Source organism: Pseudomonas sp. KH_040, from assembly GCF_057839305.1.
Genome location: NZ_CM174487.1, coordinates 1,138,069 through 1,151,601 on the forward strand (window position 1 = coordinate 1,138,069; position 13,533 = coordinate 1,151,601).

Below are 13,533 nucleotides of genomic sequence, written 5' to 3' on the forward strand. Positions count from 1 at the left end.
GTCGGGCACTCCCTTGGCGGTTTGCATCAGAAGCGCCAGATCACGTCGATGAACGCGCGGTGCATGTACGAATCAACCTGCTTGCCATAGGCATCGCCCGGTTTGAACACACCGCCACGGAAACGCACGAGGGCCGAAGGCTCGTCGATCGACTGGCTCAGCGCCGCCGGCAACAGGCCTTGCTTGAAGTACTTGGTGACGACCAGATCCATCTCCTGACCGAGATCCTTGTTGCCGTCTTCAAGCGGCAGCGAAGTACTGGAGAGGATCGCGCCGGTGGCGTCGTCGGTGTTGTTTTCCACCGCGTTGATGCCGTTGCTGCCCACTGGCTTGTTGCCGTCGACGCGCCAGAACTTGTGGTAGATCAGGCTGGCGTCGTACTCGTCGTTGACCATCCACGAACCGAACAGGGTCGCGGTCTGCATGTTGTTCATTTCGCCACGGAAGGCTTCACCGAAACGGTGAACCCGCGAGCGCGTACCGGTGTAGTTGGAGCGGTTGCTCTCCAGACCGGTCTGCTCGTAATCGGCGCTGGCGCGGGCGTAGGCACCGCCGACTTGCCATTGCGGATCAAGGCGCAAGCGCACACCGATGTCGGTGGCCCAGCCGTTGACGTCTTCGCTGCGCTTGGCTTGTGCCGGGCGCGAACCATCGGCGTTGAGGGCGTTGACCGAGTCGCGGTCGCCGCTCATGCCGGTGATGCTGCCCCAGTAGTTGACGGTGTTGGTGTTGCGCCAGTTGTAGGCGTCGCTGTCGGCGGTCAGGCCGATCCAGCTGATGTCGCCGTTCTCGGTTTTATCCAGCGAGTCGCGCGGCACGCCCGGCTCGGCGTAATCGAGTTTGCCGTCGTCGTGGGTGTGATGACCGCGAATGCCGACCCAGTTGCCCGGGGTCCACTGATAGGCTGCATCGGCGTAAGCGTGCAGGCGATCCTTGTCTTTCGGCGCCAGCTCTTTGAGGTCGGTGCGGTATTCGCTGAAGCGTTCGGCGACACCGGCGTTGGCGCGCAACAGGGTGGTGTCGAAGGTCCAGTTCAGCGCTTCGATATTGGTGTCGCGCCATTGGCCGTCGTCATTGCGCAAACGTTGACGACCGAACTTGAGCATCTCGCCCGGGTACGGGGTGAGGCCGCTGTAGCCGACCCAGAACTCGCGCATCGCCAGGTAGTTTTTCTTGGTTTTGCGATCACTGTTGTCGGTGGCTTGTTCACCGTCGGATTGTTGCAGGGTGTCGGTTTCGATGATGTCGGTCGAGGTCACGGCCTGGCCCATGGCGTAGGCACTCCACGCGCCGCTTTCACCATAGATCCACGGACGCAGGTCGAGGCCGACACCGTTGACGTCGCCGCCGCTGGCGGTGCCGAGGTCACGGTCGTCTTCGGACTGGCCGGTGACTTTCACTTCGAGGCCGAAGTTCTGGGTTTCAGTCATCGCGGCCAGTGTCGGGCAAGACCAGATCAGCGCGAACGAAAGGCCAATGCCGGCCTTCACGAATGGATTCAACTTCATAATTTTTCCTCGCCGTCTTCTTCTTGCAGGGCGTGCAGTTGCAGCGTGTTCGGGTTCAGAGCGCCACGGCTGGCTTGCTCTTGTTGCAGCAGACGTTGGGCTTCGGCCAGACGCTCGGGCGGCAGTTGCGCGGCGAGGGTGGTCGCCAGCTCATCGGCTTGCGGGGTGTTTTGCGCCTTGGCCAATTGGCTGAACACATAGGCGTTGAGCGGGTCGGGCCTGGTGCCCTTGCCTTGGGAGAACAGTTGGGCGATGGCGAAGTCGGCGCTGTTCTGGCCATTGCGCGCAGCGGTCAACAAGTGGTCGAGAGCCTTCTGCGGATAGACCTTGCCCAGGTAGCCACGGCGATAGATCTGGCCGAGGTAGTAGTCGGCGGCGACTTCGCGGCCAACGGCTTTCTGGAAATGTTCTTCGGCGACTTTGGCGTCGGCCGGGACCATTTTGCCTTCGTAGTAGAGCTTGCCCAGCAACAACTCGGCGCGCGGTTGGTCGGCGGCGCGGCCGTTGTCGAGGTACTTCATCATCTGATCGACGTCACCCAGTTCCGGGTAGTCGTAGAGCAGTTGTGCGAGGGTCACCCACGACGCCGGGTAGCCCGGAGCGATCGGCTCGAGCAGCGACTGCGCGGTTTTCTCGTCGGGCTTGCCGAGGGTCGAATCAGCCAGTACACGGGCGACGGAATCGACGCGCTGGGCGGTGACGGTGCCACGGCTGTAACCGGCCTGCATCTGCTTGATCAGCTCGGCTTGTTGCTCAGGCTGCGCACGTTTCTGGTACACGGTGGCCAGTTCGACGTAGCAGATGTCGGTGGTGTTGAGCGCGGCTTTGCAGATCTTTTCCACGTCATCCAGGTGCTGGTCGTAAGTACCTTGGGTGCGATACAGCAGCACCTGCGCCAGACCGGCTTCCGGGTAGCCGGATTTGCGCCACTGATCGATCTGCTGCTGCGCGTTGATGTTGGGGAAGCTGTGCGGGTATTGCAGGTACAGCATCGCCAGCGGGATCAACGTATTGCCTTCGCCATTGGCGGCGGCTTTTTTCAGCAGGGTTTCGGCTTCGTGGTGCTCGGCTTCGGTGGAGCCCGGCTTGGCCACCAGCAAGCGACCGAGACGCGCCTGAGCACGCGGCGAAACACTGGCAGCGGCGCGGTAAGTCGCTTCGGCCTGTTTCATCTGCTCGGGGTCGCGGCTGTCGACCTGGATATCGGCGAGGCCGACTTGCGCTTCGCTGTAACCCAGATCAGCCAGTTGCTGATAGTTCTGCGCGGCGGTGGCGGTGTCGCCACGCTTGAGCGCTTCGTTGGCCAGACGCTGATCGGGCAGGCCGGCGCAACCGGCCAGACTCACCGCCAATGCCAAGGCACACACCGTCCCCATGTAGGAGTGAGCCTGCTCGCGATTCAGGCGGCGCGGTACATCAGACACACCGCGCTGATCCAATCGCCGGCAGGCCAGCTCCCACAGGGATCGCGGTGTTTTCAGGATGGGTGGAGTAGTCACAGGCATGTCCTCGACTTAAAGACCGGCAGCCATGGCTTTGTCGATCAGCCAGTTCAGGTTCGGGCCACGGTCGCTGTTCACTTCCACCGGACGGCCGGCGAGGCTGCTGTCGAGCGGCTCGTCAGGCTGGATCTGCACGCGGATATCGGAAGACAGGTCGGCGCTCTTCAGGCTGGTGCTGCTGACGATCTTGCCGGTGCGGGTCTTGTCTTCGCCGGCAATCTGGAAGCTCACCGGGGTGCCTGGACGCACGTCGCCGAACTGGCGATAGGAGAAGCGCGCATCGACGGTGGCCTGGGTATTGCGCGGCACCAGTTGGAAGATCACATCGCCCTTGCTCGCGTATTGACCGTCAGCCACCAGTTGCTGGGCCACGGTGCAATCGCACGGCGAGGTCAGGGTGCCGGTCATTTGCTTGCCGAACAGTTCTTCAACCTTGGCCGGCGACAGTTGATCTTCTTCCAGATGGCCCTTGAGTACGTCGAGCATGCTGGTGCTGAAGGTCGCCAGTGGCGCGCCTTTCGCCGCGACGCCGTCGGACTTGACCAGGCTCTGCACGGTGCCGTCACGCGGCATGGTGATGTTCATCCCCGGCACGCTGACCAGACCGGCCTGCGCGTGGCTGACGAAGTACATGCCGTACACCGATTTGAAAATGAAACCCGCCGCGACCAGACCGACCGCGAAGATACCGGCGCTGAATGTCACCGCTTTCAGGCGACCGAACGGGGTCATGCCGGAGCCGCCGTCCTTGACCTTGCGCGCCTTGGTGAAGTTGTCGCGCTGCAGGGTCGCCAGCACTTCACCGATGCTGACGATGTCGCCGGCCAGGTGCGAAGTGATCAAGTGGCGCAGGGTGGAAATGTCCTGCGGCTCCAGATTCTGGAACTGGCAGCCGGCGCGGCCGGTCTGGCGATCGAAGGAACGTACTTGCAGTTCAACGTCCATGGCGATGCCGAGGTTGTCGATGACGAATTGCAGACGCGCCTTGTACACCTGGCCAATGGTCAGCGGCAGCTGCCCGGCGTTGAATGCCAGACCACCGGCAGACAGGTCGATGACCCGCGCTTCGACCGGCGTCCGGTCGGGACCGAAGAAGCGCAGTTTGGCCGGGATTTTCACGCGGGCGTGTTGGCGCTGGGCTTCGGATTCATGCACTACGTTGGCGTTGACGGCGGTATTCATAGGGGCGATTTCCTTGTTAATTCAATAGGGGCGGGTCAGACCATCATCAGCAGCACGGCGACAAAAATGCTGCCGGCGGAGAAGGTCATGGTCCGAGACGACCAGGTGTTGAACCAACGTTGAAAGCTGGCGAGATCACGGGTCAGGGATGTCGGTTGGCGAGTCCAGGATTGTTGGTCGAGGCGGAAGAACACGTAGATCTTCACCAGCGCACCGACGATCTGGTTGTAATACAGAATCGCTGGGTAAGCCGGGCCGATGCGGTGACCGGAACACGACAACAGCAACGTCAGGATCAGGCGGGTGATGCCGATCCACAGCAGGTAAACGAGGATGAACGCGGTGCCGTATTTGAAGCTGGCGATGAGCGCCACGGTCAGGCCGAGCAAGGAGGTCCACATCGACACGCGTTGGTCGAACAGCACCACCGAGGTGAACGCGCCGAGACGTTTCACACCCAGGCCCAGCGCTCGCGAGTTCTGCCGCAGGTTGTTGCCGTACCAGCGGAACATCAGTTTGCGGCTGGCCTTGATGAAGCTCTTTTCCGGCGGGTGTTCAACGGTGTTGATCGCCGCGTCAGGCACGTAGAAAGTGTCGTAGCCGAGGCGCATCAGGCTGAACCAGCTCGACTTGTCGTCGCCGGTCAAAAACTTGAAACGACCCAGACGCCAGTGTTGCAGCGAGTCGCTTTCAACGTCGGCGATGAATTCCGGGTTGGTCACCACAGTGGCGCGGAACACCGACATACGACCGGTCATGGTCAGCACGCGTTTGGACAGGGCCATCGAGCACATGTTGATGTGGCGCTGGGCGAAACGCAGCTTGTGCCATTCGCTCATGATGTAGCCGCCGCGCACTTCGCAGAACTCGTTGGTGGTCAGGCCGCCGACGTTGCCGAACAGCTGGAACCACGGCACGGTCTTGCGCACGGTGCCTTCGCCGAGCACGGTGTCGCCATCGATCACGGCCACCACGGCGCGGTCGTCCGGCAGGTGACGGGAGATCGCGCGGAAACCATAGGCCAGGCCATCACGTTTGCCGGTGCCGGGAATGCGCACGAAGTCGAGCTTGACGCGGTCGGGCGGATTCATCCGTGCCCACAGTGCCTTGACCAGCAGCTCATCGGACATTTCGACGATCGAGCAGACCACGGTGGTCGGCAGTTCGCAGTCGATGGCTTCGCGGATCACCGAGCTGTAGACCTGCGCAGTGGTGAGCGCGTCGATCCGGAAACTGGTGACCATCAGGAACACATGCGACGGGTCCGCCGCCTTACCCAGCTTGCGCACTTTGCGGCGCAGGTGCGGGTAAACGATGTAGAGAAAAATCATGCCGCGCACAAAGTGCGTTGCACCCATCGAGTAGCGCCAGATACCCACGGCGCCAATCAGGAAAATGAAGTCCTTCGACTCGGAGTCGAATGTGGACGTGGGCAGCATCAAGGCCAGGCCCATCAGCAGACTGAGATAAAAAAGCCAGCCGGCTGATTGCAGAAAAAAATGTTTGAGCTTGCTCATCAGCGTCATCCGAAGGTAAGGGAGGCTTCAAGCTGCAAGCTCCGAGCTGCAAGTCCTGCAGCTCGAAGCTTGTCGCTTAGGTCTGCATTACCAGCAGATACCCTCGGTGCGCGTACCGGCGTCGGTGGCTTTGGCCATGAAGCCGACCAGGTCGATGACCTGCTTGCCGTGCGGCGCTTGCTGGGCCAACGGGCGGAACTTCTCGTCGCGGTTGCCGAGGATGATCACGTCGGAGTTGTCGATCACCGAATCGAAGTCCGCGTTGAGCAGGGACGAAACGTGCGGGATCTTCGACTCGATGTAGTCCTTGTTCGCGCCGTGAACTCGGGCGTACTCGACGTTGCTGTCGTAGATGCTCAGGTCGTAACCCTTGCCGATCAGCATCTCGGCCAGTTCCACCAGCGGGCTTTCGCGTAGATCGTCGGTGCCGGCCTTGAAGCTCAGGCCGAGCAGGGCGACTTTGCGTTTGTCGTGGCTTTCAACGATGTCGAAGGCGTTCTGCACTTGCGATTCGTTGCTGCGCATCAGCGAGTTGAGCAGCGGCGCTTCGACGTCCAGGGAACCGGCGCGGTAGGTCAGGGCGCGCACGTCTTTTGGCAGGCACGAACCGCCGAAGGCGAAGCCTGGGCGCATGTAGTACTGGGACAGGTTGAGGGTCTTGTCCTGGCAGACCACTTCCATCACTTCACGGCCATCGACGCCGACCGCTTTGGCGATGTTGCCGATCTCGTTGGCGAAGGTCACTTTGGTTGCGTGCCAGACGTTGCAGGTGTACTTGATCATCTCGGCGACGGCGATGTCCTTGCGGATGATCGGTGCGTCGAGTTCTTCGTACAGCGATTGCAGAACGTCGCCCGAGGCCTTGTCGAACTCGCCGATGACGGTCATCGGTGGCAGGTCGTAGTCGGCGATCGCGGTGGATTCACGCAGGAACTCAGGGTTGACCGCAACGCCGAAGTCGACGCCGGCTTTCTTGCCCGAGCAGTCTTCGAGAATCGGGATCACCACGTTGGCAACAGTGCCCGGCAGTACGGTGCTGCGCACGACGATGGTGTGGCGAGTGGTTTTTTCACGCAGGACAAAACCGATCTCGCGGCATACCGCTTCGATGTAGTTCAGTTCGAGGTCGCCGTTCTTCTTGCTCGGCGTACCGACGCAGATCATCGACAGGTCGGTGTCGCGAATCGCCTCGGCGAAGTTGGTCGTGCCACGCAGACGACCGGTCTGGATACCCTGTTGCAGAAGTTCGCCCAGGCCCGGTTCAACAATCGGCGATTTGCCGGCATTGATCATGTCGATCTTGTCTTTGGCAACATCGACGCCAACTACGTCATGGCCCCGTGCAGACAGGCAACCGGCACATACTGCGCCAACGTAACCCAAACCAAATATGCTGATGCGCATCGCAATTACCTCTGTATATATCAGGCCTTAGAGGGCCGGAGTTAATGGTGTTCAGCGTTCATTAGTGCACTCGAAAGTGCGGCATACAGGCGCCACAATGCCGTGTGCAGGCATACTAAGTTTCGAGTGTCTAAATAAGTGCACTCAAGATGTGCGTAACCAGGCCTTGTTGTTATGACGTGCCCTGTTATGCATCCGATCTTCTTTGGAGAAGACTCTTGTGCAATCGTCTTGCGCGCTCGATGTCGGGATGAAAGTCCCGTAAATCAAGCGGTTGGGTGCTCAGGCGAGCACGTTTATAAGGGCGCGGCCATGGCCTTTGTAGGGGATATTAATGGTGCGTATCTCCTGTCCATCGTCTGTTTTGAGACTAGTTAGTCATCTAGGCAAGTTGCTGTGACAACTTGGTTACATGGCCATCTGCTCCGCGTAAGTTATCTCGTACAAACTCGGCGAGAATCGTTACCGGTGGTATGAGCTATGCATTCGAACGAAGTTCCTGCCCGCTCATCGCGAAATCTGAAATTTCTTGAAATATTGTCAGAGATGGCACTAGTCTCAATTTGATAGCACTTTCGTTTTCGACCTTTAATAACAGGCGAAAAATCACGTTAGATAGTTTTGTGCCACTACGGTGAAAAAATTTAGGTGCCACTACTGAAAAAAATGATCAGTGTCGAGTGAAACTAATCTTAGAAAAGACAGGGAGGATTTTCTGGCGCCATTAAAATGGCGAAATGTGGCGAGGGTTTTTTGACATCGTGCGAGCTGCACGACTCTTTATAGAAAGAGTCGTGCATTGGGCATGCTTTATTCGGGGGCGTGGTCGCGCAAAAACACCAGATTGTCCGGTTTCGACTGCTCGGCGCTGTAGCGATAACCCTGTACATCGAACTGCTTGAGCAGGGCCGGATCGTTGATCTTTTCCTGAATCACGAAACGGCTCATCAGGCCCCGCGCTTTCTTCGCGTAGAAGCTGATGATCTTGTACTGGCCGTTCTTCTGGTCCTTGAACTCGGTGTTGATGATCCGCGCGTTCAGGGCCGTGCGTTTGACCGCCGAGAAGTACTCGTTGGACGCAAGGTTGAGCAGCACATCGTCGCCCTGATCGACCAGCGCTTCGTTCAGCCATTCGCTGATGCGCGTGCCCCAGAAAGCGTACAAGTCCTTGCCCCGGGCGTTGGCCAGTTTGGTGCCCATTTCCAGGCGATACGGTTGCATCAGGTCGAGCGGGCGCAGCAAGCCATAGAGGCCGGAGAGCATGCGCAGGTGTTTTTGCGCGTAATCGAAATCGGCTTCGCTGAAGGACTGTGCGTCGAGACCGGTGTAGACGTCGCCCTTGAAGGCGAGCAGCGCCTGTTTGGCGTTGTCCGGGGTGAACGCAGGCGTCCAGCTGCCGAAACGCGCGGCGTTGAGCCCGCCGATCTTGTCGGACACATGCATCAGCTCGCTGATTTGTGCAGGCGTCAGGTCGCGCAGTTGCTGGATCAGTTCCTGCGAGTGGTCAAGGTATTGCGGCTGGGTGAAGCGCTGGGTCGCCGGCGGTGTTTCGTAATCGAGGGTCTTGGCGGGGGAAATCACCATCAGCATGAAGTCGTCTCCTTTAATCGTGGGGGCGATTCTAGGGGGTTGTCCGAGTTGACTCCAGCTATGGGGGCAATAGGTGTGGGGAAGCTTGGGCATTTGCGACGGCTGGTGGATGTTTCCCTCACCCCAGCCCTCTCCCAGAGGGAGAGGGAGCCGATCTCACTGATTTCAAAATTTGAGTGCGACTCGGTAGTTCCGATTGGCGGATATCGAAAGCGATACTCGGTCAGCTCCCTCTCCCCCCGGGCGGTCCGACGTTTCGGGAGGGCTGGGGTGAGGGCGGCGTCCTTCAGCCTTGCACATCAGCTATAGTGCCGCGCGGGTTTTGTTATGGAGACATCCCTTTTGCGCATTGTTCTTTTATTCACCGCGTGGCTGTTGAGCGTCGGTGCCGTCGCGGCGCCGGGCGATGTGGCGACGCTGGATCGCAGTACCTGGCCAGAGCAGCTCAGCAACCCGACGCTGTTTGACGTGGCCTCACGGGCGGAAATCCTCATGTTCGCCCGTGTCCTGCTGGGCACTGAGTCGATGGACGAGGCTGCTCTGGGTCCGCGTCTGGGCTTGCGCACGGTCAACATCGATGCGGTCAATATTCTGCGTCAACGCCTCTGGCAGCGTCTGCTGGCCAACTACAACTACGCCCAGCAAAGCTGTGATCAGGACGCCTCGTTCTGTTTCCTTGTCGAAGACCTGCCGACGCTGCGCGAGCAAGCCGCCAAGTTCGTGGTCAGCGACGACAGTTATTACACCAAGTGGGCCGAACCGAGCCGGATCTTCCATGTGCAATATCTCGACGAGTTGCTGCGCAAGGCCGCTCTGTCCCCACAGACCAGCAACGAATTCGATCGTTTCGGAGACTACGAGCGCAACGGCGACGAGATGCACGACCGCCTGTTTCTGCTGACGTTCGACAGCGCCGCCAACCTGCAACCGGACAACACCGGTTGGCTCACCGAATACCTGCGCAAGGCAAACCTGAGCGGCACATTCTTTGTCTTGGGCAAGGATATTCAGGCGCGGCTGGCTGATCGCTCGGTCAGCAGCCTGCAAGCAGAGTTCTCGAAACAGTGCGTCGGCGTTCAAGGTTGGGAGTTCCGCTCCCACAGCCACTGGCAGGACTGGCAGGATTCGGTGCGGCGCAGCGCTGATCTGGTGAAGAACAAGTTGCCGGAAAACTACGTGCCGCTGTTCCGTCCGCCGGAAGGGCAGCGCCGCAGCGATGCGCAAGGTTTCTTCAACACCCAGGGCCTGCAAGTGGCGCTGTGGGACATCGATGCCCAGGACGGCGCGGGCAAACTCAAGGGCGCGCCGAGTGCGCAGCGGGTGCTGACCCTGATGCTGTTGTGGCGCCACGGGGTAATCAATTTCAACATGAAACAAGACGCGGTGAAGACCTCGTTGCCGTGGCTGATCACGCAAACCGCGCAAAGCGGCATCGGTTGGGAGGACTGTCAGGACGCGTTTCGCTGAGAAACGGCAAAAGCCCGGAAACATTGGGCTTGGGGCGATTTTTTACGGAATTTCGGTGCAGGTGGACTTCCGACTTTAGCGGGCTATGGACAGTCCGCCAAGGGCTTTTCGTCACTCTGCAAAATAAACTTAAAAAAACCGTCAAAGTACTTTTTTATGTCATCGGTTTTGGAGTATTACGAAGACAGACCGCCGAAACCTGCAACACAGGTGGCGTCTTCCAAGACCCGTTTGTTTGCAGTCACTTGAATCTCCGCAGGTGAGATTTCGGCAGTCACTTCGAGGCGCAGCACCGCTCAGGTATTGCGTCTACTGGCTCTGACAAAGGTGACCGAGTATGGATGATCACGGACGTAGCCCTTCCTCCAACCAGCCAATCCTTTATGTACTCGATACCAACGTATTGATTCACGATCCAAACGCCCTGCTGAATTTCGAAGAACACCACGTCGCGATCCCGATGACCGTGCTTGAAGAGCTGGACAAGCTCAAGAGCGGGCATCACAGCGTGGCCGCTGAATGCCGTCAGGCCATCCGGCTGATCGACAAGACCCTGGGCGATGCGTCCCCGGAAGACGTCGAACTGGGTGTGCCGATCCAGCGCGGCAAAGGCGGGCCGAAGGGCTTGCTGTCAATTCTGATGAGCAAACAGGCCGAATCGAACCTGATTCTGCCCGAGCATCTGAACGACAACAAAATCATCAACCAACTGATCGACCTGCATACCCGCGATCCGAAGAAACCGGTCGTGTTGGTCACCAAAGACATCAACATGCGCCTCAAGGCGCGCGCCTGTGGCATCGATGCCGAGGATTACAGCACCGACCAACTGGTCGATGATGTGTCCCTGCTGCCCAACGGCTACCACAACATGACCGGCTCCTTCTGGGACCGCGTGAGCAAGGTCGACACCCGTCAGGATCACGGCCGCACCTGGCATCAAGTGCAACTGATCGACAACTTGCCGGCAGTGCACATCAACGAGTTCATCATTGATGAACAGGGCTTTGTCGGCTGGATCAAGGAGATTGATGAGGCCAAGCTGCTGATCCTCGATCTGCACCAGGAACCGCTGCTGCACCAAGAGGCCTGGGGGCTTAAACCGCGCGACATCTATCAGAGTCTGGCGTTGTACGCGCTGCTGGATCCGGACATTCATCTGGTCAATCTGTCGGGTGCCGCCGGTTCCGGGAAAACCATTCTGGCACTGGCCGCAGCGATCGAGCAGACCATGGTCAGCAAGCGTTATCGCCGCATCATTGCCACCCGCAGCGTGCAGGGTCTGGACCAGGAAATCGGCTTCCTGCCCGGCACCGAAGCGGAAAAAATGGAGCCTTGGCTGGGCGCCATCACCGACAACCTCGAAGCCTTGCACATGGATGACGAAAACACCCATGGCAGCGTCGATTACATCCTCAGCAAAGTGCCGTTGCAGTTCAAATCGCTCAACTACATTCGCGGTCGCAGCTTCCAGCAGAGCCTGATTCTGATCGACGAATGCCAGAACCTCACACCGCACCAGATGAAAACCATCATCACCCGTGCCGGCGCCGGTTCGAAAGTGGTGTGCCTGGGTAACCTCGCACAGATCGACACCCCTTACCTGTCCGCGACCAGCTCCGGGCTGACCTACCTGACCGAACGTTTCAAGGATTTCCCCAACGGTGTGCACATCACCCTGCAAGGGGTGCCTCGCTCGATTCTGGCTGAATACGCCGAATCGCATTTGTAACCCTTCACCCAAAACCGGGCGGCCCTCAAAGCCGCCCGGTTTTTTATGCCCCTGCACAAATCCCAATGTAGGAGCTGCCGAAGGCTGCGATCTTTTGATCTTGTTTTTAAAAATCAAAGTCAAAAGATCGCAGCCTTCGGCAGCTCCTACACGAAGAACACCATATTCGTGCGTGCGGAAATTTGACCCGCAGGTTTACAATCCACGCTCCTGATCAGGAGTAATCCCGTGCTGACTCATCTCGATTCCCAAGGTCGCGCCAACATGGTCGACGTCACCGAAAAAGCCGTGACGTTCCGTGAAGCGACGGCCCAAGCGCTGGTGCGCATGCTCCCCGCAACGCTGCAGATGATCGTCAGCGGCGGCCACCCAAAGGGTGACGTGTTCGCCGTGGCGCGCATTGCCGGCATTCAAGCGGCGAAGAAAACCAGTGATCTGATTCCCCTCTGCCACCCGCTGATGCTCACTGGCGTCAAAGTCGAACTCAGCGCTGATGGCGAAGACACCGTGCGCATCGTCGCCCGCTGCAAACTGTCCGGGCAGACCGGCGTCGAGATGGAAGCGCTGACCGCCGCCAGTGTCGCCGCCCTGACCATCTACGACATGTGCAAAGCCGTCGATCGTGGCATGACCATCGAAAGCGTGCGCTTGCTGGAGAAGGTCGGCGGCAAGAGCGGCCACTTTCAAGCGGAGCAGCCATGAACCTGACCGTGAAGTTTTTTGCCCGTTACCGTGAAGCGCTGGGTGTGGACTCGCTGAAGGTTGAGGGTGATTTCGCTACCGTCGACGACGTGCGAGCACATGTTCTTCAAATGCAGGCGCAACGTGACGGCGCCGAGGTGCTGAGCGAACAAAACCTGATGTGTGCACGCAACGAAGACCTCTGCCAGCTCGACGAACCAGTGACCGATGGCGACGAAGTTGCGTTTTTCCCTACCGTGACCGGAGGCTGAACCATGGCTATTCGCGTGCAGGCCACGCCGTTCGATCCGGGCGCTGAAGTCAACGCGATGCACGCGGCCAATGTCGGCGTCGGCGCAGTGGTGAGTTTTGTCGGCTACGTGCGCGATTTCAACGATGGCCTGGATGTAGCGGGAATGTTCCTCGAGCACTATCCGGGCATGACCGAAAAAGCCCTCGGCAAGATCGCCAGCGAAGCCGAGCAGCGCTGGCCGCTGTTGAAGCTGGAAGTGCTGCATCGCATCGGTGCACTGGAACCGGGCGAACCGATCGTGTTTGTCGGCGCTGCCAGTGCCCATCGCCAGGCCGCCTTCGATGCTTGTGCCTTCGTCATGGACTACCTGAAAACCCGCGCACCGTTCTGGAAGAAGGAAAACACCAGCGACGGGCCGCGATGGGTTGAAGGGCGGGACAGTGATCATGCAGCGGCGGATCGCTGGAAGAAGTAAATCAAAAGATCGCAGCCTTCGGCAGCTCCTACATTGGGTCGGCATACCCCTGTAGGAGCTGCCGAAGGCTGCGATCTTTTTGCTTCTGCCCCGAATTGACGATTTGTACATATAAGTCCAAGATGGATTTACAAGTACAACATGCTTCAATCTTGCCGCTCGAAGCTCCCCGCTAGCAGCTGCTCTCCTTCATCTTGCCAAACCAACAACAACCCGCGAGAG

Annotated in this window: 11 protein-coding genes; 5 read left to right on the plus strand and 6 right to left on the minus strand. The window is 59.2% G+C overall.

Features of this window, described 5'->3' with window-relative positions; translation table 11 throughout:
- Positions 1-26: 26 nt before the first annotated feature.
- From AC3IUF_RS04930 to yaaA, 6 genes are all read right to left on the minus strand, one after another.
- Positions 27-1,508, minus strand: coding sequence for an alginate export family protein (locus AC3IUF_RS04930; protein ID WP_489280534.1), 1,482 nt, complete (start codon positions 1,506-1,508; stop codon positions 27-29).
- Entirely contained in the window at positions 1,505-3,013 is a 1,509-nt protein-coding gene (gene algK / locus AC3IUF_RS04935; protein WP_489280536.1) for an alginate biosynthesis TPR repeat lipoprotein AlgK, read from the minus strand. The genes AC3IUF_RS04930 and algK overlap by 4 nt, the downstream gene beginning before the upstream one ends.
- A gap of 9 nt (positions 3,014-3,022) precedes the next feature.
- Complete coding sequence (locus tag AC3IUF_RS04940; RefSeq protein WP_007914303.1) at positions 3,023-4,192, minus strand: alginate biosynthesis protein Alg44; 1,170 nt, start codon at positions 4,190-4,192, stop codon at positions 3,023-3,025.
- A gap of 35 nt (positions 4,193-4,227) precedes the next feature.
- The gene (gene alg8, locus AC3IUF_RS04945) at positions 4,228-5,709 is read right to left on the minus strand and encodes a mannuronan synthase (protein ID WP_007914304.1); all 1,482 of its coding nucleotides are present in this window, start codon (positions 5,707-5,709) and stop codon (positions 4,228-4,230) included.
- Between the two features lie 87 nt (positions 5,710-5,796).
- A complete protein-coding gene (locus AC3IUF_RS04950) occupies positions 5,797-7,113 on the minus strand; it encodes a nucleotide sugar dehydrogenase (RefSeq protein ID WP_007914305.1) in 1,317 nt (438 codons plus the stop codon).
- An 810-nt stretch (positions 7,114-7,923) separates the two neighbouring features.
- On the minus strand, positions 7,924-8,703 hold the full coding sequence (yaaA, locus tag AC3IUF_RS04955) for a peroxide stress protein YaaA (RefSeq protein WP_273914221.1): 780 nt from the start codon (positions 8,701-8,703) through the stop codon (positions 7,924-7,926).
- Between the two features lie 342 nt (positions 8,704-9,045).
- Between yaaA and AC3IUF_RS04960 the strand changes: the two genes are divergently transcribed.
- From AC3IUF_RS04960 to moaE, 5 genes are all read left to right on the plus strand, one after another.
- On the plus strand, positions 9,046-10,170 hold the full coding sequence (locus AC3IUF_RS04960) for a polysaccharide deacetylase family protein (protein WP_095112623.1): 1,125 nt from the start codon (positions 9,046-9,048) through the stop codon (positions 10,168-10,170).
- 337 nt (positions 10,171-10,507) lie between these two features.
- Entirely contained in the window at positions 10,508-11,902 is a 1,395-nt protein-coding gene (locus AC3IUF_RS04965) for a PhoH family protein (protein WP_007914309.1), read from the plus strand.
- Positions 11,903-12,130: 228 nt separating this feature from the next.
- On the plus strand, positions 12,131-12,604 hold the full coding sequence (gene moaC / locus AC3IUF_RS04970; RefSeq protein ID WP_007914310.1) for a cyclic pyranopterin monophosphate synthase MoaC: 474 nt from the start codon (positions 12,131-12,133) through the stop codon (positions 12,602-12,604).
- Positions 12,601-12,855, plus strand: coding sequence for a MoaD/ThiS family protein (locus tag AC3IUF_RS04975; RefSeq protein WP_007914311.1), 255 nt, complete (start codon positions 12,601-12,603; stop codon positions 12,853-12,855). Before moaC ends, AC3IUF_RS04975 begins: the two co-directional genes overlap by 4 nt.
- A 3-nt stretch (positions 12,856-12,858) precedes the next feature.
- A complete protein-coding gene (gene moaE / locus AC3IUF_RS04980; RefSeq protein ID WP_007914312.1) occupies positions 12,859-13,311 on the plus strand; it encodes a molybdopterin synthase catalytic subunit MoaE in 453 nt (150 codons plus the stop codon).
- The last annotated feature ends 222 nt before the right edge of the window (positions 13,312-13,533 follow it).

Bases quoted from the DNA above. Each gene is read 5' to 3' on its own strand.
- yaaA (WP_273914221.1), bottom strand. From the start codon at position 8,703: ATGCTGATGGTGATTTCCCCCGCCAAGACCCTCGATTACGAAACACCG.
- moaE (WP_007914312.1), top strand. From the start codon at position 12,859: ATGGCTATTCGCGTGCAGGCCACGCCGTTCGATCCGGGCGCTGAAGTC.
- AC3IUF_RS04965 (WP_007914309.1), top strand. From the start codon at position 10,508: ATGGATGATCACGGACGTAGCCCTTCCTCCAACCAGCCAATCCTTTAT.
- AC3IUF_RS04940 (WP_007914303.1), bottom strand. From the start codon at position 4,192: ATGAATACCGCCGTCAACGCCAACGTAGTGCATGAATCCGAAGCCCAG.
- algK (WP_489280536.1), bottom strand. From the start codon at position 3,013: ATGCCTGTGACTACTCCACCCATCCTGAAAACACCGCGATCCCTGTGG.
- AC3IUF_RS04975 (WP_007914311.1), top strand. From the start codon at position 12,601: ATGAACCTGACCGTGAAGTTTTTTGCCCGTTACCGTGAAGCGCTGGGT.
- AC3IUF_RS04930 (WP_489280534.1), bottom strand. From the start codon at position 1,508: ATGAAGTTGAATCCATTCGTGAAGGCCGGCATTGGCCTTTCGTTCGCG.
- AC3IUF_RS04950 (WP_007914305.1), bottom strand. From the start codon at position 7,113: ATGCGCATCAGCATATTTGGTTTGGGTTACGTTGGCGCAGTATGTGCC.
- alg8 (WP_007914304.1), bottom strand. From the start codon at position 5,709: ATGAGCAAGCTCAAACATTTTTTTCTGCAATCAGCCGGCTGGCTTTTT.